The following is a 20611-nucleotide window of genomic DNA, read 5'->3' on the forward strand; positions in this document are numbered from 1 at the left end:
GAGACCGCGGTATGGCGCAGCAGGTACAAGGGGTCATCGCACCGGGGAAGAACGAGCCGGTACGGGTCGAGACCATCGTGATCCCGGACGCCGGCCCCGGCGAGGCTGTCGTGAAGATCCAGGCGTGCGGCGTCTGCCACACCGATCTGCACTACAAGCAGGGCGGCATCAACGACGACTTCCCGTTCCTGCTCGGTCATGAGGCCGCGGGCATCGTGGAGTCCGTCGGCGAGGGCGTCACGGACGTCGAGCCCGGCGACTTCGTCATCCTCAACTGGCGTGCGGTCTGCGGGCAGTGCCGGGCGTGTCTGCGCGGCCGCCCCTGGTACTGCTTCAACACCCACAACGCCAGGCAGAAGATGACGCTGCTGGACGGCACCGAGCTGTCGCCCGCGCTCGGCATCGGTGCGTTCGCGGAGAAGACCCTGGTCGCCGCGGGCCAGTGCACCAAGGTCGACCCCGAGGTCTCGCCGGCCGTCGCCGGGCTGCTCGGCTGCGGCGTCATGGCGGGCATCGGCGCCGCCATCAACACCGGCGAGGTCGGCCGCGGCGACTCGGTCGCCGTCATCGGCTGTGGTGGCGTCGGCGACGCGGCCGTCGTCGGCGCGCGGCTGGCCGGCGCGGCGAAGATCATCGCGGTGGACATCGACGACCGCAAGCTGGACACGGCGAAGAAGATGGGCGCCACCCACACCGTCAACTCCCGCTCCACCGACCCGGTCGAGGCGATCCGTGCCCTGACCGGCGGCAACGGCGCCGACGTCGTCATCGAGGCGGTGGGCCGCCCGGAGACGTACAAGCAGGCGTTCTACGCCCGCGACCTCGCCGGCACCGTCGTCCTCGTCGGCGTCCCCACCCCCGAGATGCAGCTCGAACTGCCGCTCCTCGACGTGTTCGGCCGTGGTGGCTCACTCAAGTCCTCCTGGTACGGCGACTGTCTGCCCTCGCGCGACTTCCCGATGCTGATCGACCTGCACCAGCAGGGCCGGATCGACCTCGGCGCGTTCGTCACCGAGACCATCGGACTCGGTGACATCGAGCAGGCCTTCACCCGGATGCACGAAGGCGACGTGCTGCGCTCGGTGGTGGTCTTCTGATGACCGCCCGCATCGACCACCTCGTCACGTCCGGCACCTTCGCCCTCGACGGCGGCGAGTGGGACGTCGACAACAACGTCTGGATCGTCGGCGACGACACCGAGGCGATCGTCATCGACGCCGCCCATGACGCCGCTGCCATCGAGGCCGCCCTGGGCGGCCGTACGCTGCGCGCCATCGTCTGCACGCACGCGCACAACGACCACATCGACGCGGCCCCGGCCCTCGCCGACGCCACCGGTGCGCCGATCCTGCTGCACCCCGACGATCTGCCGCTGTGGAAGCAGACCCATCCGCACCGCACCCCCGACGCCGAACTGGCCGAGGGCCAGGAGCTGGAGATCGCCGGGACCACGCTCCAGGTCCTGCACACGCCCGGCCATGCCCCGGGTGCGGTCTGTCTGTACGCCCCCGAGCTGGCCACCGTCTTCACCGGGGACACGCTCTTCCAGGGCGGCCCCGGCGCCACCGGACGGTCCTTCTCGCACTTCCCGACGATCGTCGAGTCGATCAGGGACCGGCTGCTCGCGCTGCCGGCGGAGACCATCGTCCGTACCGGACACGGCGACTCCACCACGATCGGCGCGGAGGCACCCCACCTGGACGAGTGGATCGCCCGGGGCCACTGACCGCGCGGGGTCTCACCGGTCCGGCCACGCGGACAGCCGCAGCCCGCTCTCGAAGCGGCGCGGTCCGCCCGTGACCGGATCGGTGAACTCCAGGACCCGGGCCAGGAGTTGCAGCGGACGCGTCCAGTCGTCCGCCGCACCCTCCGGCTCGATCACCGGATAGACCGGATCGTGGACGAGCGGCAGTCCCAGACCTCTCATGTGCACCCGCAGCTGGTGGGTCCGGCCGGTGGCGGGCAGCAACCGGTAGTGGCCGAGCCCCTCCCGGTGCTCCAGCAGTTCGATCCGGCTCTCGCTGTTCGGCTCGCCCGGCTCCTCCCGGGCGGCGATCACTCCGCGCTCCTTGACGATCCGGCTCCGTACCGTACGGGGGAAGGCGATCGAGGGGTCGTACGGTGCCACCGCCTCGTACTCCTTGCGCACCAGCTTGTCCCGGAACAGCGTCTGGTACGCACCGCGGTCCTCGGGCCGCACGACGAAGAGCACCAGGCCCGCGGTCAGCCGGTCCAGCCGGTGTGCGGGCTGCAGCGACGGCAGCCCCAGTTCCCGGCGGAGCCGCGCCACGGCCGTCTCGGTGATGTGCCGGCCGCGCGGTGTCGTGGCGAGGAAGTGCGGCTTGTCGGCGATGACGAGCCGGGCGTCGCGGTACACCACACCGACCGGGAACGGCACCGGTTCCTCGGGCGCGAAGTCCCGGTGGAACCAGAGGAAACGGCCTGCTGTGTACGGCTCGTCGGGGGCCACGGGCCCCAGCACCGATACGAACCGGCCGTCGGCGAACATGGCGTCCACCCGGTCCGCTCCGATCGCACCGGCGAACCGCGCCAGCAGATGATCGCGGACCGTCGCCCACTCCTCGCCCGGATCCTCGGGGAGCCGCACCCTGACCGGATCGATCCCGTCCCGCTGCGGCAGAGGCGCCGGCGGAGGCTTCGCACGGCCTCTCATCGCGCGGGCCCTGCCTGTTCGTCGGCGCCCGGGGCGCGGCGGCTCGAGGTGCTGGTGGTCATGGTGCGGCAATCCTGTCACAGCGTCGGCGCAGGTCAGCGACGGCTGCGCGGTCACGCCCCACCGGCATCGGGCGGGCGGCAGCGCCCTCTCCCCGGTGGCCGCAGCCGATGCGCTCGGCCACGTGGCCACCGAGGAGGAACGGGCCCCGCTCACCTCCTGCTCACTCCACGGTCGAGAACACGAACGAGAACTGTGCCGCCGCCGCGTCGAGCCGGTACTGCGGCAGCACGCCCGGACCGCACGACTGCGAACCGATGCCCTGCATCGCGTGATCCAGATTGACCCGGACGGTCTCCCGGGCCACCAGATCCGGCAGATGCTCCGCCGCATCCAGCTGCTCGTTGGTCCACCGCCGGGCGGTGAACCAGAACGGCTCAGTTCCTTCGCGGGGCTCCGGGCGGGACCGCCTGCGCCGCGCCGGCGGCGTCGGGCGTCCCGGGCGGGTCATTGGCCCGGTTGCGTGACATTCCCGCCCCCGCCGGGACCGCTCTGCGCGCCGGGTCCGGGCCGCTCGCCGCGCTCGGTGTTCCCTTCCTGGGGAAGGCGGCGCGGCGCGAAAGGGCTCGCTTCTGCTCCCGGCAGGACGGCGCGGCGACGCCCTTCCCACAAGCGACTGCCGGTTCAGCGGCCCGCCCGGCGGCCATGTCTGCCGACGGGCCGCCCTGAATGCCGAAGGAGAAGTCGTGGTGGCTGGAAGTACCGGTGAGGTCCGGGGCGCGATGTCCGCGCGGCTCGTCGCAGGGCAGAAGGCGCTGGTGACCGGGGCCAATTCAGGTATCGGCAGGGCGACCGCGATCGCACTCGGACGGGCCGGTGCGGACGTCGTGGTCAACTACGTCGCCGGTGAGGACGAGGCCGAGCAGGTCGTCGCGGAGATCAAGGGCTTCGGGGTCCGCGCCTACGCCCATCAGGCCGATGTCTCCGACGAGGCCCAGGTCGTCGGCATGGTCGCCCGCATGGTCGAGGAGTTCGACACCATCGACATCCTGGTGGCCAACGCGGGCCTCCAGCGGGATGCGCCGAGCGTGGAGATGACGCTCGCCCAGTGGCAGAAGGTCATCGACGTCAACCTCACCGGCCAGTTCCTCTGCGCGCGGGAGGCCGTCAAGGAGTTCGTGCGGCGCGGCGTCGTGCCGGAGGTCTCCCGGTCTGCCGGGAAAATCGTCTGCATGAGCTCGGTCCACCAGATCGTCCCCTGGGCGGGCCACGTGAACTACGCCTCCTCCAAAGGCGGCGTGGGCATGATGATGGAGACCCTCGCGCAGGAGCTGGCCCCCCAGGGAATCCGGGTGAACGCCGTTGCGCCGGGCGCCGTCCGCACCCCCATCAACAGGAGTGCCTGGGACACCCCGGAGGCCGAGTCCGACCTCCTGCGGCTGATCCCGTACCGCCGGGTCGGGGAGCCGGAGGACATCGCCAACGCCGTCGTCGTGGTGGCATCCGATCTGCTCGACTATGTCGTGGGCGCCACGCTGTATGTGGACGGCGGAATGACACTCTTCCCCGGCTTCGCCACCGGAGGCTGAACGCTCCTGCCTGGCGTGGCTGTGTGGCCATGGACCGTGATCCTCCCGGAGAGCCGGCCGGGCGGCTGCCCGGGCGAGCGGTCTGCCGGCGGCGGCCGGGACGGCAGGGTCAGCGGCCCTCCTCCAGGTCGAGCGCCGCGTCGAGCGTGGTGGCGGCCATGATCAGGGACAGGTGGGTGAACGCCTGCGGGAAGTTGCCCAGTTGCTCACCGCTCGGGCCGATCTCCTCGGCGAACAGCCCGACGTGGTTGGCGTAGGTCTGCATCTTCTCGAAGGCGTATCTCGCCAGCGGGAGCCGGCCCGCGCGGGCCGTCGCGTCGACGTACAGGAAGGTGCAGAGACTGAACGTGCCCTCGGAGCCGCGCAGACCGTCCGGTGAGGCCGCGGGGTCGTACCGGTAGACGAGGCTGTCCGAGACGAGTGTGCGATCCATGGCGTCCAGCGTGGACAGCCATGCCGGGTCCTTGGGGGCGATGAACCCGACTCTCGGCATCAGCAGCAGTGAGGCGTCCAGCACGTCGCCGCCGTACTGCTGGACGAAGGCCTTCTCCGACTCGCTCCAGCCACGCTCCATGATCTGCTCGAAAATGGCGTCCCTGGTCCTCGTCCACCTGATGGTGTCGGCAGGCCTGCGGAAGACGTCCGCCAGGCGAAGCCCGTTGTCGAAGGCGGCCCACGTCATCACCCGGCTGTACGTGAAGTCCTTGCGGCCGCCACGGGTCTCCCAGATGCCTTCGTCCGGCCGGTCCCAGGCGTCCGCGAGCCAGTCGAGCGTCGTGGTGAGTGCCTTCCAGCCCGAGTAGGTGGCGTGCTGGCTGATCTCGCGGCCCTGCGCCAGTGCGTAGACGGCTTCGCCGTAGATGTCCAGCTGGAGCTGGCCGGCCGCGCCGTTGCCCGCACGGACGGGGTACGAGCCCTGATACCCCTCGAAGTGCGTCAGGGTCTGCTCGGGCAGGTTCGGGTCACCGTCCACCCGGTACACGGTCTGCAGAGGCTCCCCGCCCTTTCCCTCGCGCTCGTGCAGCCGGGCGACCAGCCAGTGGACGAACGCGACCGCCTCCTCGACGAAGCCGAGATCCATCAGGGCACGCACGGACAGCGAACCGTCGCGGATCCAGGTGTACCGGTAGTCCCAGTTGCGCTCTCCGCCGACCTGTTCCGGCAGCCCCATGGTCGGCGCGGCGACCATGGCGCCGGTGGGGGCGTAGATGAGCAGCTTCAGGGTGATCGCCGAGCGGTGTACGAGCTCGGGCCACCGGCCCCGGTAGCGCGAGGTGCGCAGCCACGCCTTCCAGAAGTGGATGACGTCCCAGGACCGTGCGGTGATCCCGTCGATGGTCAGGGGCGGGGGAGCCTCACCGCCCGGATCGCAGACGGTGAACACGGCGCAGCCGATCTCGCCCGCCCTCAGGGTCACCGTGCCCCGGACGTCCCGGCCGTCGCGCTCCAGCGGGAAGGTGCTCTGCAGGTGGGCGCTGATGCCGGGGGCCCGGAAGAGCGCGCCGTCCGGACCGAGGTCGAGCTCGTGCTCGGCCCGGCCGTAGTCGAAACGCGGCCTGCACCGGAGCGTGAAACCGACGGTCCCCCGCACGACCCGCACCAAACGGACCAGGGTGTGCCGGTCGGTGGCGGTACCCGTCCGGTCGGGAGGCATGTAGTCGACCACTTCGCCCACCCCGTCCGGCGACATGAATCGGGTCACCAGGACCGCCGTGTCGGGGTAGTAGAGCTGCTTGCAGCTGATGCCGGGCTGCTCCGGCGCCAACTGGAAATACCCCCCGCGTTCGACGTCGAGCAGCGCCGCGAAGATGCTGGGAGAGTCGAATCGGGGGGCGGCGAACCAGTCGATGACACCCCGGGACGAGACGAGCGCGGCAGTCTGCAGATCGCCGACCAGCCCGTGCTCGGCGATCGGCGGATAGCGTTCGTCCATCGTGGCTCCGGTGGTAGGAAGCCCCGAGCCCCACCCACCACTATCCGACAGAACGGATACCCGCGCCTGGTCTGTACGGGGTACGGGCGTCGCCGCCCGGCCGGTGTCACGGCGTAACCCCTCGACCACATCGTGGCCCTGGTGCAGTGGACGGGCGGCGGTGCAGTGGACCGCCACGTATGGCCCCCGTGGGCGAACTTGCCCGGCCATCGGAGCAGGACGTTCGTGTCCCGCTTGACTCGCCGGGTCGTTGTCCGCACGCTCCCGAGAGGCGGCCGACGGCCCGGCCGCCACCCAGCCCGGGCTTGCGGGCCGTCCGCCTTCGAGCAGACCGAGGAGGCCACGCGTGCACGAGAGCCGGACCGGACGGCAGGTGACTCTCCGCCATGGGGACCGGAGCGCGGTCGTCGTCGAACTCGGAGCGGCCCTACGCCATTACGCCGTCGGCGACCGGCTCGTACTCGACGGATTCGCGCCGGACGACCGGATCACCGGCGGGCGCGGTCAGATCCTCGCGCCGTGGCCCAACCGGATCCAGGACGGCCGCTACCGCTGGGACGGGCAGGACCAGCAACTGCCTCTGACCGAACCGGAGAACGGCAACGCCATCCACGGCCTGCTCCGCTGGACATCGTGGCGGATCGTCGAGGCGCAGGACGACCGGGCGGTGCTCGATGTCTCCCTGTGGCCCCAGCCCGGATACCCCTTCCACCTCCGGGTCCGAGCCGAGTACACCCTGGATGACGACGGCCTCGCTGTGGCCGTCGTCGCACGCAACGTCGGCGAGAACGCCGCACCCTACGGGGTCGGCCAGCACCCCTACCTCACGGTCGGCACCGGGACCGTGGACGACGCGCTGCTGACCGTACCGGCGCGGACACGGCTGCGCACCGGCGAGCGGGGGCTGCCGGTGGCTGCGGAACCGGTCCAGGACTCTCCGTACGACTTCCGCACGCCTCGAGCCATCGGGACCCAGCGACTGGACACCCCGTTCTGCGACCTCGACCGGGATGCGCGCGGGCGGGCCGTGGTCAGCCTCGCCCATTCCTCCGGCGCATGGGGTACCGACGTATGGCTGGGTGAGGGCGCCGGGCACGTCCAGGTGTACACCGGTGACACCCTGCCCGAAGGGGAGCGCCGCCGCTCCGTCGCCATCGAGCCGATGTCGTGCCCGCCGGACGCGTTCCGCACCGGCACGGGCCTTGTCACTCTGGGGCCCGGTGAGGAGCACACAGTCCGCTGGGGGATCACCCCGTGGCAGGAATGACGGTCGCGCCGCGGCGCTCGATGCCGCCCGTTCCCCGGGGCGCCCGCGTCAGGAGCATCCACCGGCCGGTCGGATGACCCGGCACCGCGGAGGCGCCGCATGACGACGGATCAGGTCCTCCTGGGCGTGGGACTGACCCTGGTGCTAGCCGTCGGATCGCAGGTCCTGGCAGGCCGGCTGCGTATCCCGGCACTCATCGTGCTGCTGCCGGTCGGGTTCACCGCCGGTGCGCTGGTGGACGAGCTCGACCCGCACCGGCTGCTGGGTCCGGCGTTCTCCCCTCTCGTGTCACTCGCCGTCGCGGTGATCCTCTACGACGCGGGTATCGGGCTCGATCTCAGGAGACTGAAGGGCCATGTCCGCCGCGTCGTCATCAGGCTGATCTGGATCGGGGTCCTGATCACCTGGGTGCTCGGCACACTCCTCGCCGTGCCACTGCTGGGCATGGACCGGCGGGCGGCCGTCATGCTGGGCGCGATCCTCGTGGTCTCCGGACCGACCGTGGTGGGGCCGCTGCTCAGCTTCGTCCGGCCGAAGGAACGGCCGCAGCACATCCTGGTCTGGGAGGGCTCCCTCATCGACCCGGTCGGCGGCATCCTGGGAGCGCTCGTCTTCCATCTCGTCGAAGCGAGCACCGGTCGTCACGTCGGCAGCGGAGCGCTGAACTTCCTCGGCAGCGTCGGTGTCGGGATGACGGGAGGCATTGCCGGAACCGTGCTCCTGTGGGTGCTGTTCCGCCGGCTCCGGCCCGGCGAGATCCTCGGGACCACTGCCCAGCTCGCCGCGGTGATCGCGGTGGCGGCCTGCTGCGATGTCGTGCGCGAGGACTCCGGACTCATCGCCGCTGTGATGATGGGCCTGGCAGTCGCCAACCATCCGGGTTTCGACGTCCCGGCACGCCGGCCCTTCTTCGAGACCTTGGTCAGTCTGATTCTCGGCCTGCTCTTCATCTCCATCTCGGCCACTGTCACCCCGCAGTCGCTGCGGCACGTGGTACTTCCCGCGCTGGGCCTCACCGTTGTCCTCGTGCTCGTGGTCAGGCCACTGGTGGCGTTCATGTCGACGCTCGGCACGGACCTGACCAGGGGCGAGCGGGGCTTCATCGGCTGGATGGCACCGCGAGGCATCGTCGCGGCGGCGACCGCCTCGACGTTCTCCGCCACCCTGGTCGCGAAGGGAATCGGCGGCGCTTCGAAGATTCTTCCCACCACCTTCGTCGTCATCGTGGCCACGGTGACGCTGTACGGGCTGACGGCATCGGCGGTCGCCAGGGGCCTGGGCGTCGTCAGACCGTCCCGCTCACGTCCGCTGCTGGTCGGTGGCGAGCCATGGGTGGTGGACCTCGGGCGGGCGTTGAGAGCGGCGGGGCTGCAGGTACTGATGTGGGCCGGCCTGGACCAGCAGCGTGAGCGCATCGGACAGGCGGGACTCGAGCTGGCCCCGGGGGAGCTGCTGGCTGCCGCCACCGGGGAGGGCGCCGAGCTGGAGGGCATCACGGCGGTGTTCCTCCTGACAGCCGAGGACGATTTCAACGCGCTGGCGGCCACCGTCCTGCGTGGCAGCGTCGAGGGATCCGTCCATCGAGTCGGTTCTCCGCGCGAGAGCGTCGGTGTGGTGGCCCCGTTCATCGGCGGCGAGGTCCTGTTCGGTACGGAGCTGACCGGGATGGCACTGACCCGGAGGTACGAGGAAGGGGCGTCCATCGTGACGAGGCCCGCAGATCAGGCCGCACCGGCCGGCTGGGACATGCTGTTCCTGGTCCGGGGCGACGGCCGGCTCGATCCGGTCACCGAGGGGAACCGTCCGCTACCCGGACCGGGGGACCTCGCCGTCCTCCTGGCTCCCGCCTCCACCGGTCGATCCGCTGTGCCACCCGCTCCGGGGCAGACACCGGCGTAGGACCACAAAAAAGCAGATGCGGATCGAGTACCTACTCGATCCGCATCTGCTACGTCTTCCTGCACAAAAGGGGAAGACCGCTGGTGTCCGAGGGGGGACTTGAACCCCCACGCCCGATAAAGGGCACTAGCACCTCAAGCTAGCGCGTCTGCCATTCCGCCACCCGGACAAGGTGTCTGTCTCGCGGGCCGTGCCCGTTCCGACGTGGAAAACAATAGCAAACATTCGGGGGTGCTCGATCACGCCACTGGCCGTGCGAACGGTGCATGACGGGGGGACGGGCGGCCTTGGGTGAGCGGGCCCGGCGCGGGAGGATGGGCGGGAGCACCAGGGTGACAGTGGAAGGAAGCAGTGTGAGCGAGACGAACACGGTCGGCGGCCCGTCCGGCGAGGACGAGGTCGTGGACCTCTGCCGCGAGCTGATCCGGATCGACACCAGCAACTACGGAGACCACTCGGGTCCGGGTGAACGGGTGGCCGCCGAGTACATCGCCGAGCAGCTCGCCGAGGTCGGGCTCGAACCGAAGATCTTCGAATCCCACAAGGGCCGTGCCTCGACGGTGGCCCGGATCGAGGGCGAGGACCCGTCGAGGCCCGCGCTGCTCATCCACGGCCACACCGACGTCGTGCCGGCCAATGCCCAGGACTGGACGCACGACCCGTTCTCGGGCGAGATCGCGGACGGCTGCGTGTGGGGCCGCGGCGCGGTCGACATGAAGGACATGGACGCGATGACCCTCGCGGTCGTCCGCGACCGGATGCGCAGTGGCCGCAAGCCCCCGCGCGACATCGTGCTGGCGTTCCTGGCCGACGAGGAGGCCGGTGGTACGTACGGTGCGCGGTATCTCGTCGACAAGCACCCGGACCTCTTCGACGGCGTCAGCGAGGCGATCGGTGAGGTCGGCGGCTTCTCCTTCACGGTCAACGAGAAGCTGCGGCTCTATCTCGTCGAGACGGCCCAGAAGGGCATGCACTGGATGAAGCTCACCGTGGACGGTACCGCCGGGCACGGCTCGATGACCAACGACGACAACGCGATCACCGAGCTCTGCGAGGCCGTCGGGCGGCTCGGGCGGCACAAGTGGCCGGTCAGGGTGACCAAGACCGTACGGTCCTTCCTCGACGAGCTGTCCGACGCGCTCGGCACCCCGCTCGACCCGGAGGACATGGACGCCACGCTCGCCAAGCTGGGCGGCATCGCCAAGATGATCGGTGCCACCCTGCGCAACTCGGCCGCCCCGACCATGCTGGGCGCCGGGTACAAGGTGAACGTGATCCCGGGCCAGGCCGTCGCCCATGTCGACGGCCGCTTCCTGCCCGGCTTCGAGGACGAGTTCCTGGCCGACCTGGACCGGATCCTCGGCCCGCGGGTGAGGCGCGAGGACGTGCACGGCGACAAGGCGCTGGAGACCAGCTTCGACGGCTCCCTGGTCGATGCCATGCAGGTCGCGCTGAAGGCGGAGGACCCGATCGCCCGCGCCGTCCCGTACATGCTCTCCGGCGGCACCGACGCCAAGTCCTTCGACGACCTCGGCATCCGCTGCTTCGGATTCGCGCCGCTGAAGCTGCCGCCGGAGCTCGACTTCGCGGGCATGTTCCACGGTGTGGACGAGCGAGTGCCGGTCGACGGTCTGAAATTCGGCGTGCGGGTGCTCGACCGTTTCATCGACAACTGCTGAATCATCACGCCGGTAATCGCCAGCGTGTACGTATGTGACCGGAACGAGTGAAAGGAACCATACGCTCGTAGCCCCATTACTTCTTCCTCGTTACAGGTGGTGCGGTCCGCGGCTGGGGCCGCATTGCCAACTAGGAGGAATAATGATCAAGAAGGTCGTCGCTGCTGCGGCAGTCACTGGCGGTCTGGTGCTCGCGGGTGCGGGCATGGCCGTCGCCGACTCGGGCGCGCAGGGTGCCGCTGTCGGGAGCCCCGGCGTGATCTCGGGCAACACGATCCAGGTTCCCGTGCACGTGCCGGTGAACGTGTGCGGCAACACGATCTCCGTGATCGGGCTGCTCAACCCCGCCTTCGGCAACGGCTGCGTCAACGGCTGATGTTGTGCATCAACCCGTAAGGGTTTGAGCCCGGTCGGCCCCGGGGTGCACGCCATGCACTCCGGGGCCGACCGGGCACTCCGCCCCCCGCACGGTCGAGTCCGGGGGTTTTCCGGAAGGTAGAAGGCAGGAACAACCTATGCGACAGGTCACGCGTAAAGGCCTGATCACCATGGCGGCAGCGGGCGGAGTGCTCGCGCTGAGTGGTGGCTATGCGCACGCCGACGCGGGAGCGACCGGCGACGCATCGAATTCCCCGGGGGTGCTGTCAGGGAATTCGATCGAGATCCCGGTCCACGTACCGGTCAATGCATGCGGTAACTCCGTGAGTGTCGTCGGACTGCTCAATCCCGCAGCCGGAAACGCTTGCGGAAGCGGTTCGGGAAGTGATTCGGGAAGCGCGACTTCGAGCCGACACGGCTCGGCCGCCCCCGCATCGGGCAGCCGGGCGTCGAACCACAGCGCCCAGGACCCGTCGGCAGTCGACCTCGGGCCGGGAACCGGCAAGCACCGGGCCGTCGGCAGCGACAGCAGGAACGGGGCGACCGCCGAGGGGTACACGCAGGGCTCGCCCGGCATCCTCTCGGGCAACACCGTCCAGGCGCCCATCGACATCCCGGTGAACGCCTGCGGAAACAGCATCACCATCGGCGGACTCCTCAGCCCGTCCTCCGGCAACAGCTGCGAGAACGACCCTGACGTCGCACCACCGCCGGTCAGGCAGGTCACCCCGGGCAAGCCCACCCCCCCGATGGGGCTCACGGGGTTCGGAGTGCCCAGCACCCCGAATGCACCCGAGCCCCAGGCGGTCGAACTCGCACACACCGGAGCGGGCGGGCTCGACCTGCTCGTCCCGGCGAGCGCGGGCCTGCTGCTGGCGGGCGCGGGCACGGTGCTGTACCGCCGCTCCCGCATGTCCGCGTAACAGCAGGACGAACACGGGCACAGGCGGAACGAAACGAGCGGGCCCCGCGAATGCGGGGCCCGCTCCGTTTCACCAGGTGGCCCGTAGCTGGCGGATGATCCGCCGGCGCAGCCGCACCCTGCGGCTGCCGTCACGGCGCAGCGTCAGTCGGTCCAACTCCCAGTGCCCGTACTCGGCATGGTCGGTCAGCAGGCGGGCCGTCTCCTTCCGGGACACCCCGCGCGGCACGTACACGTCGACAAATTCGTATTCCGGCATCGCATCTATTGTGCGGGCAGAGGCTGTGTACGGATAGCGTCTGCACTATGTCTGATGCTGCGCAGCCCACCGCTGCCGAGGTACGCGCCGCCGCCGATGCCGTCAAAGCCGCGCTCGACCATCACCTCGAGGCGGTCGAGCGCCGGTCCGGGGACGACGACCCGGCCGTCTACGACGCGTTCAACGCACTGGCCGCTGCGGCCGAGGTCTACGACGAACTCCTCTACGACCGCTATGACGAGGTCACCCCCTTCGAGATTCCCGGCGTCGACGACTCCATGCCGCCGTACGCCGGCCCCGAGGAGCCGAACGCGCTCAGCGTGCTGATCCGCCGCGACTACGCGGTGGTGGAGCCGCCCCGGCTGCTCGCACAGGCGCAGCGGATCGCCGACGCGGATCCGGGCGACGGCGGCAAGGGGGCCGGCGCCGCGGCCGGGACCAGTGTCCATGCGGCGCTCGGTGTGCTCTTCGGCGAGTACGAACCGGACGAGATCGCCTCCCGGCATCAGGAGTTCGGCCTGGAGGAGGGCGACTCGACGCTCTGGGTCTCGGCGGCCGAGGAACTGCCCGAGGCGGGGGAGTGGCTCGGCGCCCCATTCGACGAGGCCGACCCGCAGCTGGTGGTCTGCCGCTTCGACGTCAGTTCCGTCTTCGACGAGGACGACCTCGACGAGGAGCTGGACGACCTGGCGGCCGACAGCTCCTGATCCCGTCGCCGACGGAGCCGGAGGACCGCTGCAGTGTGCGGTCCTCCGGCCCTCCGGTCGTCTAGACCGTGGCCGTCGGCAGCGCCTCCAGCAGGGCGCGCAGCCGGGTCGTGCGGTCCTGGGACGGGGACTGGGCCACCGCGCGCGGCAGCGCCTGGTCCACCCCGTGCACCACGGACAGATGCCGCTCCCCACGGCTGAACGCGGTGTACACCCACGCCCGGCTCAGCCCCTGCGCGGCGTCACCGGGCAGTACGACGACCACTGCCGGCCATCGCATCCCGGTCGCCTGGTGGGCGCTGAGGGCCCAGCCGTGGCGTACCGACGACTCCACCCGCTCCTGCGGTACGACGACCGGCGTGCCCGCGCAGTCCAGATGCAGGCCCTCGGCGTCGGCCGAGACGACCACGCCGGGGACCGTCCTGCCGGGCGTCGGGATGTGCACGACCCGGTCGCCCGGGTCGAAACCGCCGAACCGTCCGGGGCCGGCGTTCAGCCGCTGCTTGAGCGCTGTGTTGAGCGCCCGGGTGCCCGCCGGGCCGCCGTGCCCGACGGTGATCACCTGTGTGTCCGCCGACGGTACGCCGATCGCGCGCGGCACCGAGTCGGCGACCAGTTGCACGGTGCGGTGCACCGCCTCGCCCGCGTCGTGCACGGGGACGATCACCACTTCCTTGCCGGGCGCTTCCACCTGGTTCAGCTCGCCGATGCCGATCCCGGAGACCAGCTCGCCGATCGGACCGGGATCCGGCGTACGGGAGACCACCTGCGGGCACGTGCGGGCGGCCAGCACGTCCGCGAACACCCGGCCCGCACCCGCCGAGCCCAGCACTCCCGGATCGCCGCTCAGCACCAGCCGGGTGCCGTCGGCGAGGGACTCCACCAGGATCGCGGCCGTCTCGACATCCAGCTGCGGGGCGTCCAGCACGACCAGCAGGTCGACGGCGATCGCCCCGTCCTCGTCCCGGCCGGGGCCCTCCGCGCCGGAGAGCAGTCCGGTGATGGTGACTGCCGCGGACGGGTCGCCGAGTGCCTCGGCCAGCCGCCGACTGCCGTCCACGCTGTGGGTGGCGCCGACGGCCTGCAGCCCGAGGGAGCGGGCGGCGGTGATCAGCGCGGCGGGTTCGGCCCTGGCCGCCTCACCGCCGGTGTGCGCGACGAGGCCACCGGCCGCGACCGTGCGGACCAGCTCGGCCGCGGAGGGGGAACCGGCGGCCGCGGCCGGCTCCGACCAGTCGGCATCCTTCTCACAGGCGTTGACCAGCCGCGCCAGACCGTCGGCGAGACTCTCCTCGGCGAGCGCGTACCGGTCGAGCCCGAGGAGCACCTGCGGCGGCTCCTGCCCGGCGCTGACCTCGGCCTGCTCGCCGGATTCCGCGAGCTCCTCAGCCCCCTCGTCGGCCGGCTCGTCCAGACCCTCCTGGAAGACCAGCACGACGCCCTCGGCGACAGCGTGCTGCACGGCTGCCTCGGGGTCGGTCACCGCACGCTCGGCGAGCGCGGCCCGCACGGCAGAGGCGTCCAGCGCGGTATGCCCCTGCAGCGCGGCGCGCTCAAGCAGCCAACCGACCAGCGCCGCCGTCCGCCGCTCGTCGTCCGGGCCGCAGTCGGCACCCAGCAGCGCCCGCGCGAAGCCGTCGGCCTGCTCAGGCCGGACGCCGGCGACGGCCAGCAGCTGCCACGGGTCCTCACGCAGCACGTCGGCCGCCTGAGCGCCGAGCGTCTGTGCCGCCGGGCCCGCCAGTACCTCCGGCGCCCCGCCCTCGGCCAGCACGGCCGACACCGCGGCCACGGCCTCCGCGGAGGCGCCCTGCGGCGCCCGGACCGGCTCGGATGCACGGGGGCGTACCGGTGCGGGTGCGGGAGCGACCCGGCGGGGGGCGGGCGCGGGCGCGTCGAAGAACGCCGCACCGGGCTTCTCGCCGCTCTCCACGGCGCGCACCGCCGCCAGCAGATCGGCGGCCGGCCCGCTCAGCTTGGCGCCGGCCGCGATGGGACCGCCCTTCTCGGCCTTGCGCTTCTCGATCCGCTCCCGCAACTCACGCTGGGCAGCGAGCTCGGCCTCGGCCTCGGAGAGCGCGGCGGCCGCCTCGCCGTCGGCCGTGTCGGTGGAGTCCGCCGCGCCGGCCGCGTCCGTCCCGTCCGTCTCCTCCGCCTCGGGGTCCGTGGCCGCCCCGCTCGCGTCCCCTCCCACGTCCTGGGCGGACGGGTCGGGTGCGGCGGCAGCGGTGTCCGCGACAACGGTGTCGTCGGCGGCGGCCGAGGGGCCGGGGGTTTCCCCCCGGGGAAGCGCAGTCACAGCGTGCTCCAGTCCTGGTCGGGATAGCGGTGCACGGGCGCCGACACATCGTCGAGCGCCTGGCAGATCTCGTCAGGAAGACTAAGCGCCTCCACTGACAATGCTTCCGTGAGCTGCTGCGCGTTGCGTGCGCCGACGATCGGAGCCACCACTCCCGGCCGGTCCCGGACCCAGGCGAGCGCCACCTGCAGGGGTGTCGTGGCCAGACCGTCGGCCGCCGTCGCCACCGCGTCCACGATGCGGCTCGCCGGGTCGTCGAGATACGGCTCGACGAACGGGGCCAGCAGCTCCGATGCGCCGCGCGAGTCCGCCGGAGTGCCCGTCCGGTACTTGCCGGTCAGCACCCCGCGGCCCAGCGGGGACGACGGCAGCAGCCCCACGCCCAGATCGAGCGCGGCCGGCAGCACCTCGCGTTCCACGCCCCGCTGCAGCAGTGAGTACTCCATCTGCGTACTGGCCAGCCGGGTGCGCACCCCGGGCGAGGCGAGCTGCCAGGTCGCCGCCTTGGCGAGCTGCCAGCCGCAGAAGTTGGACACCCCCGCGTACCGGGCGCGGCCGGTCGACACCGCCAGGTCGACCGCCTGAAGGGTCTCCTCCAGCGGAGTCACCGGGTCGAAGGCGTGCACCTGCCACAAGTCCACGTAATCCGTACCGAGCCGCTCCAGCGAAGCGTCCAGCGCGGCCAGCAGATGCCCGCGCGAGCCGTTGAAACGGCGGTACGGATCGGCCACGCTGCCCGCTTTCGTGGCGATGACCAGATCGTGCCGAGGCACCAGCCCCTCGACGAGCTGCCCCAGCAGGTACTCGGCCTCGCCGCCGCCGTACACATCGGCTGTGTCGATCAGCGTGCCGCCCGCCTCCCAGAAGGCCTTCAGCTGTTCGGCAGCGTCGTGCTCGTCGGTGTCCCGGCCCCAGGTGAGGGTGCCGAGCCCGATCCGGGACACTCGAAGGCCGGTGCGGCCGAGATGCCTCTGCTCCATGGGGGCTGAGATTACTGGCCAGAGCCCCACTCGGCGGAAGCCTGTGGACAACCAGTGGCCAAGTCGCCCCTGCCGGATCCCGTTGCCGCGCGCTAGAGTCCCCGACACAGGGACGTTACTGATCAGTAAGGGGAGCGGCTATGCGGCTCGGCATCAATCTCGGTTACTGGGGCGCGGGAATGGACGGCGACAACCTCGCCGTCGCCCAGGAGGCCGACCGGCTCGGCTACGACGTCTGCTGGGCGGCCGAGGCGTACGGCTCCGACGCCCCGACCGTACTGACCTGGGTCGCGGCCCAGACCGAGTCCATCGACGTCGGCTCCGCCATCATGCAGATCCCGGCCCGCCAGCCGGCCATGACGGCGATGACCGCCGCCACGCTCGACTCGCTCTCCGGCGGCAGGTTCCGCCTCGGCCTCGGTGTGTCGGGACCGCAGGTCTCCGAGGGCTGGTACGGCGTCAAGTTCGACAAGCCGCTGGCCCGTACCCGTGAGTACGTGGAGATCGTCCGCCGGGCGATGTCCCGCGAGCGGCTCTCGTACGAGGGCGAGCACTGGACGCTCCCGCTCCCGGACGGCCCGGGCAAGCCCATCAAGCTGACCGTCCACCCGCAGCGCGAGCACATTCCGCTGTACATCGCCGCGATCGGCCCGAAGAACCTGGAGCAGACCGGCGAGATCGCCGACGGTGCGCTGCTGATCTTCCCGTCCGCCGAACACCTCGAGGACACCGCCGTGAAGCACCTGCGGGCGGGCCGCGAGAAGGCAGGGAAGACCATGGAGGGCTTCGACGTCTGCCCGACGCTGCCGCTGGCCGTCGGTGACGACATCAACGGGCTCGCCGACATGTTCCGCCCGTACACCGCGCTGTACGTCGGCGGCATGGGCAGCCGCAAGCAGAACTTCTACAACCAGCTCGCCCAGCGCATGGGGTACGAGAAGGAAGCCGCCGAGATCCAGGACAAGTACCTGTCCGGCGACAAGAACGGTGCCGCGGCCGCCGTGCCGCACCAGCTGATCGACCAGACCACACTGCTCGGTTCGGTCGAGCGGATCGCCGAGCGGATGCAGGCCTACGCCGCCGCCGGTGTCACCACGCTGACCCTCGCCCCGGCCGGCTTCACACTCGACGAGCGGCTCGCCGCCCTGCGCGCCGGTACGGACGCCCTGGAGCTGTCCGGCCTGACCGCCTGAGCGGACAGCACTACGGCCGTGGTGGGGGCTCGGGGGTCTTCCCCGCCACGGCCGTTACGCAGCACAACGCGCCACGCCGTCATCGGTTACGCTCCGCCCGTTCGGCCCTGTCGAACCGGACTCCGGTTGCCGACCTCCCCGTACCGCATTTGACTTTCCTTCTGCGGTCACCGGCACGGAGGCGCCAGCGATGCTCTCGGCAAAGAACCTGTTCCAGGAGATCCTCGACAACGACGAGTCGTTCCGTCTCTTCTGTTCCGTCGCCGCCGGCGGAGAGTCCCAGGGCGGCTGGGAGAACGGCCGCATCGCGGCCCTCGCCCCCGAGAGCCAGCGCGCCCTGGTCCCCAAGATCGCCCGGCACGGCGCCGACGAGGACAAGCACGGCCGGATCTTCAACGCCCTGCTGAAGAGGCGCGGGCTTCGGCCGGTCGAGGTGCCGCACGAGACCGACTACACGATGCTCCTGGAGCAGCACGGCGTCGGCCTCGCCCACGAGCAGTTGAAGCGCGACGAACCGCTCACCGAGCAGGACATCATCATGTATCTCGCGCACAGCAGAGTCACCGAGCAGCGCGCCTCCGAACAGATGGCACTGCTCCTCAGGTACTTCGCCGACCACCCGGACCTGGGCCGCGCGGTGAAGATGATCTCGAACGACGAGGACAACCATCTGTCCTACTGTCACGAGGAGTTGCTCCGCCTCGCCCGGTCCGGACACGGCCGCACGATCCAGCGCATCCTGCGGCAGTGCGCGCTCACCGAGATCCGGGTGTACCGCGACGTCAGCCTCGCCGTGATGGACCACATGGGCCGCATCCTGGGCTGGCCCAGCGCCAAGGCGGCGGTGCTGGCCGCCGCGATCCGCGGCATCTACGCGTACGAACGCCTCGTCGGCTGGCGGCGCATGGTCAGCCTGGCACCGCCCGAGCGGCGCGACGCGCTGGGCGGCCCGCCGGTCCCGGCGCCGGAGTACGCCTGAGCCGCGCAGTCCGGGCCTCCGGCTGCGTCGTGGGTTCTGCCGTCGCCTCAGAGCCAGCCGCGGCGCTTGAACATGCGGTACAGGCCGAAGACCGCACAGCCCATCAGCACGATCACCGTCGGATACGTCCACACCCAGTGCAGCTCGGGCATGTGGTCGAAGTTCATGCCGTAGATCCCCGCCACCATGGTCGGAACGGCAGCCATGGCCGCCCAGGCCGAGATCTTCCGCATGTCGTCGTTCTGCCGCAGCCCCGTCTGCGCCAGATGTGCGGCCAGGATGTCGGAGAGCAGCCGGTCCAGCCCCTCCACATGCTCGTTGGCACGGGTCAGATGGTCGCCCACGTCCCGGAAGAACGGCTGCGAGTGCTCGTCGACGAACGGCACGCTGGCGCCCGCCAGCCGGCCCATCGGCGCGCTCAGCGGGCCGGTGGCCCGGCGGAACTCCAGCACCTGCCGCTTGAAGGTGTAGATGCGCGATGCGGTGTTCTTGGTGTCCCCGCTGCCGTTCGGTGCGAACACCTCGGCCTCCAGCTCCTCCAGGTCGACCTGGAGCTCGGCCGCCACGTCTATGTAGTGGTCGACGACGGCGTCGCTGACCGCGTACAGCACCGCGGTCGGCCCGTGCCTGAGCACCTCCGGTTCGGCCTCCAGCCGGCGGCGTACCTCGGCGAGCGGCGCACTCTCCCCGTGCCGGACCGTGACGACGAACGAATCGCCTATGAAGAGCATCAGCTCGTCGGTGGTGACCGTGTCGCCTTCCGGTTCGTACACCACAGGCTTGATGACCACGAAGAGGGAGTCGTCGTACACCTCCAGCTTGGGCCGCTGGTGCGCGCACAGCGCGTCCTCCACGGCCAGCGGGTGCAGCGCGAACTCGCTGCTGACGAGGTCGAACTCCTTCTCCGTGGGCTCGTGCAGCCCGATCCAGAGAAAAGCGTCCCCGGTGGCCCGTGCCTCGTCGAGGGCATCGGAGAAATCGGCGGGTCCGTCGGTACGACGCCCGTCCCGGTAGATGGCACAGTCCACAATCACGGCGCGCATTCTTCCCTGCTCCGGGCCCCGGCGCACCTTTCGGGGAACGTCGGCCTACGCTGGCCCGTATGCCGACCCTGATCCTCGTACGCCACGGACGCTCCACCGCCAACACGGCCGGGGTGCTCGCGGGCCGGACCCCCGGTGTCGCGCTCGACGAGCGCGGCGCCGCGCAGGCCGCCGCGCTGCCCGGGCGACTCGCCTCACTGACCCTCGCCGCCGTCGTCACCAGCCCCCTGCAGCGGTGCCGGGAGACGCTGCAGCCGCTGCTCGACGCCCGGCCCGGGCTGCCGCTGCACACCGAGGAGCGGATCAGCGAGTGCGACTACGGCGACTGGGCGGGACGCAAGCTCGCGGAACTCACCGACGAGCCGCTGATGGCCGTCGTGCAGCAGCACCCCTCGGCCGCGGCGTTCCCCGGCGGGGAGTCGATGCGCGCCATGCAGGCACGTGCCGTCGACGCGGTACGGGACTGGAACGCCCGGATCGAGGCCGAGCACGGCGACGGAGCCGTGTACGTCATGTGCTCGCACGGCGACATCATCAAGTCCCTCGTCGCCGACGCACTCGGGATGCACCTCGACCTCTTCCAGCGGATCCAGGCCGAACCCTGCTCGGTCACCGCGATCCGGTACACCCGGCTACGGCCCTTCCTGCTGCGGCTCGGCGACACCGGGGACTTCGCCTCGCTGGAGCCGCGCGAACAGAGTGCAGGCACCGATGCGGATACGGATGCGACGGTCGGGGGCGGCGCTGGGGCGCCGTGATCGCTTCGCGCAGTAGGGTGGACGCGCCGTAGGCGCCTTTCCGGGGGACCGA

18 protein-coding genes, 1 tRNA gene and 1 pseudogene are annotated in these 20611 nt (G+C 70.9%); 12 read left to right on the plus strand and 8 right to left on the minus strand.

Translation table 11 applies throughout. The features are described 5' to 3' along the window. Window positions 1-11: 11 nt before the first annotated feature. A complete protein-coding gene (locus OHB49_RS33075; protein ID WP_329164624.1) occupies window positions 12-1097 on the plus strand; it encodes an S-(hydroxymethyl)mycothiol dehydrogenase in 1086 nt (361 codons plus the stop codon). Next, window positions 1097-1726, plus strand: a complete 630-nt coding sequence (locus OHB49_RS33080; RefSeq protein WP_329164625.1) for an MBL fold metallo-hydrolase — start codon at window positions 1097-1099, stop codon at window positions 1724-1726. Before OHB49_RS33075 ends, OHB49_RS33080 begins: the two co-directional genes overlap by 1 nt. A gap of 12 nt (window positions 1727-1738) precedes the next feature. Here OHB49_RS33080 and OHB49_RS33085 read toward each other — a convergent pair whose 3' ends face one another. Further along, window positions 1739-2674 (minus strand): pseudouridine synthase, encoded by a 936-nt coding sequence (locus OHB49_RS33085; protein WP_329164627.1) that lies wholly within the window; start codon window positions 2672-2674, stop codon window positions 1739-1741. A 223-nt stretch (window positions 2675-2897) separates the two neighbouring features. After that, a pseudogene (locus OHB49_RS33090) lies at window positions 2898-3122 on the minus strand (hypothetical protein); the annotation flags it as partial. Between the two features lie 334 nt (window positions 3123-3456). Here OHB49_RS33090 and OHB49_RS33095 point away from each other — a divergent pair. Next, window positions 3457-4263: an SDR family oxidoreductase gene (locus OHB49_RS33095; RefSeq protein ID WP_329166699.1), complete on the plus strand. Its 807-nt coding sequence runs from the start codon at window positions 3457-3459 to the stop codon at window positions 4261-4263. Between the two features lie 109 nt (window positions 4264-4372). Here OHB49_RS33095 and OHB49_RS33100 read toward each other — a convergent pair whose 3' ends face one another. Further along, complete coding sequence (locus tag OHB49_RS33100; protein ID WP_329164629.1) at window positions 4373-6196, minus strand: glycoside hydrolase family 15 protein; 1824 nt, start codon at window positions 6194-6196, stop codon at window positions 4373-4375. 346 nt (window positions 6197-6542) lie between these two features. Between OHB49_RS33100 and OHB49_RS33105 the strand changes: the two genes are divergently transcribed. Together OHB49_RS33105 and OHB49_RS33110 are read left to right on the plus strand one after the other, a co-directional pair. Next, window positions 6543-7463, plus strand: a complete 921-nt coding sequence (locus OHB49_RS33105; protein WP_052189305.1) for an aldose 1-epimerase family protein — start codon at window positions 6543-6545, stop codon at window positions 7461-7463. 99 nt (window positions 7464-7562) lie between these two features. Beyond that, a complete protein-coding gene (locus OHB49_RS33110) occupies window positions 7563-9362 on the plus strand; it encodes a cation:proton antiporter (protein WP_329164630.1) in 1800 nt (599 codons plus the stop codon). An 81-nt stretch (window positions 9363-9443) separates the two neighbouring features. Here OHB49_RS33110 and OHB49_RS33115 read toward each other — a convergent pair. Further along, window positions 9444-9531 (minus strand) — tRNA-Leu (locus OHB49_RS33115). Window positions 9532-9715: 184 nt separating this feature from the next. Here OHB49_RS33115 and OHB49_RS33120 point away from each other — a divergent pair. The 3 genes from OHB49_RS33120 (at window position 9716) to OHB49_RS33130 (ending at window position 12342) form a co-directional block, all read left to right on the plus strand. Continuing rightward, window positions 9716-11041: a M20/M25/M40 family metallo-hydrolase gene (locus OHB49_RS33120; RefSeq protein ID WP_030968419.1), complete on the plus strand. Its 1326-nt coding sequence runs from the start codon at window positions 9716-9718 to the stop codon at window positions 11039-11041. 142 nt (window positions 11042-11183) lie between these two features. Next, entirely contained in the window at window positions 11184-11417 is a 234-nt protein-coding gene (gene chpH / locus OHB49_RS33125; RefSeq protein ID WP_030918339.1) for a chaplin ChpH, read from the plus strand. 139 nt (window positions 11418-11556) lie between these two features. Continuing rightward, the gene (locus tag OHB49_RS33130) at window positions 11557-12342 is read left to right on the plus strand and encodes a chaplin (RefSeq protein ID WP_030968422.1); all 786 of its coding nucleotides are present in this window, start codon (window positions 11557-11559) and stop codon (window positions 12340-12342) included. Between the two features lie 69 nt (window positions 12343-12411). On the opposite strand, the gene OHB49_RS33135 is transcribed toward OHB49_RS33130, so the two are convergent. After that, window positions 12412-12600, minus strand: coding sequence for a DUF5703 family protein (locus tag OHB49_RS33135; protein WP_030918345.1), 189 nt, complete (start codon window positions 12598-12600; stop codon window positions 12412-12414). A 47-nt stretch (window positions 12601-12647) separates the two neighbouring features. Here OHB49_RS33135 and OHB49_RS33140 point away from each other — a divergent pair, with 47 nt between their 5' ends. Continuing rightward, complete coding sequence (locus OHB49_RS33140; RefSeq protein WP_329164631.1) at window positions 12648-13307, plus strand: hypothetical protein; 660 nt, start codon at window positions 12648-12650, stop codon at window positions 13305-13307. 61 nt (window positions 13308-13368) lie between these two features. Here the strand turns inward: OHB49_RS33140 and OHB49_RS33145 are convergent, their stop codons facing one another. Together OHB49_RS33145 and OHB49_RS33150 are read right to left on the minus strand one after the other, a co-directional pair. Further along, window positions 13369-15606 carry an ATP-dependent DNA helicase gene (locus tag OHB49_RS33145; RefSeq protein WP_329164633.1) on the minus strand — a complete coding sequence of 746 codons (2238 nt, stop codon included), beginning with the start codon at window positions 15604-15606 and terminating at the stop codon, window positions 13369-13371. Then, on the minus strand, window positions 15603-16586 hold the full coding sequence (locus OHB49_RS33150) for an aldo/keto reductase (protein ID WP_329164634.1): 984 nt from the start codon (window positions 16584-16586) through the stop codon (window positions 15603-15605). The genes OHB49_RS33145 and OHB49_RS33150 overlap by 4 nt, the downstream gene beginning before the upstream one ends. A 140-nt stretch (window positions 16587-16726) precedes the next feature. Here OHB49_RS33150 and OHB49_RS33155 point away from each other — a divergent pair, with 140 nt between their 5' ends. Together OHB49_RS33155 and OHB49_RS33160 are read left to right on the plus strand one after the other, a co-directional pair. Beyond that, the gene (locus OHB49_RS33155) at window positions 16727-17779 is read left to right on the plus strand and encodes an LLM class F420-dependent oxidoreductase (protein WP_313936472.1); all 1053 of its coding nucleotides are present in this window, start codon (window positions 16727-16729) and stop codon (window positions 17777-17779) included. A 190-nt stretch (window positions 17780-17969) separates the two neighbouring features. Beyond that, on the plus strand, window positions 17970-18758 hold the full coding sequence (locus OHB49_RS33160) for a ferritin-like domain-containing protein (protein ID WP_329164636.1): 789 nt from the start codon (window positions 17970-17972) through the stop codon (window positions 18756-18758). Between the two features lie 47 nt (window positions 18759-18805). Here OHB49_RS33160 and corA read toward each other — a convergent pair whose 3' ends face one another. Continuing rightward, complete coding sequence (gene corA, locus OHB49_RS33165; protein ID WP_329164637.1) at window positions 18806-19801, minus strand: magnesium/cobalt transporter CorA; 996 nt, start codon at window positions 19799-19801, stop codon at window positions 18806-18808. Window positions 19802-19860: 59 nt separating this feature from the next. Between corA and OHB49_RS33170 the strand changes: the two genes are divergently transcribed. Then, on the plus strand, window positions 19861-20559 hold the full coding sequence (locus OHB49_RS33170; protein WP_030968437.1) for a histidine phosphatase family protein: 699 nt from the start codon (window positions 19861-19863) through the stop codon (window positions 20557-20559). Window positions 20560-20611 lie beyond the last annotated feature (52 nt).

It is taken from the genome of Streptomyces sp. NBC_01717, assembly GCF_036248255.1.
Lineage (GTDB): Bacteria > Actinomycetota > Actinomycetes > Streptomycetales > Streptomycetaceae > Streptomyces.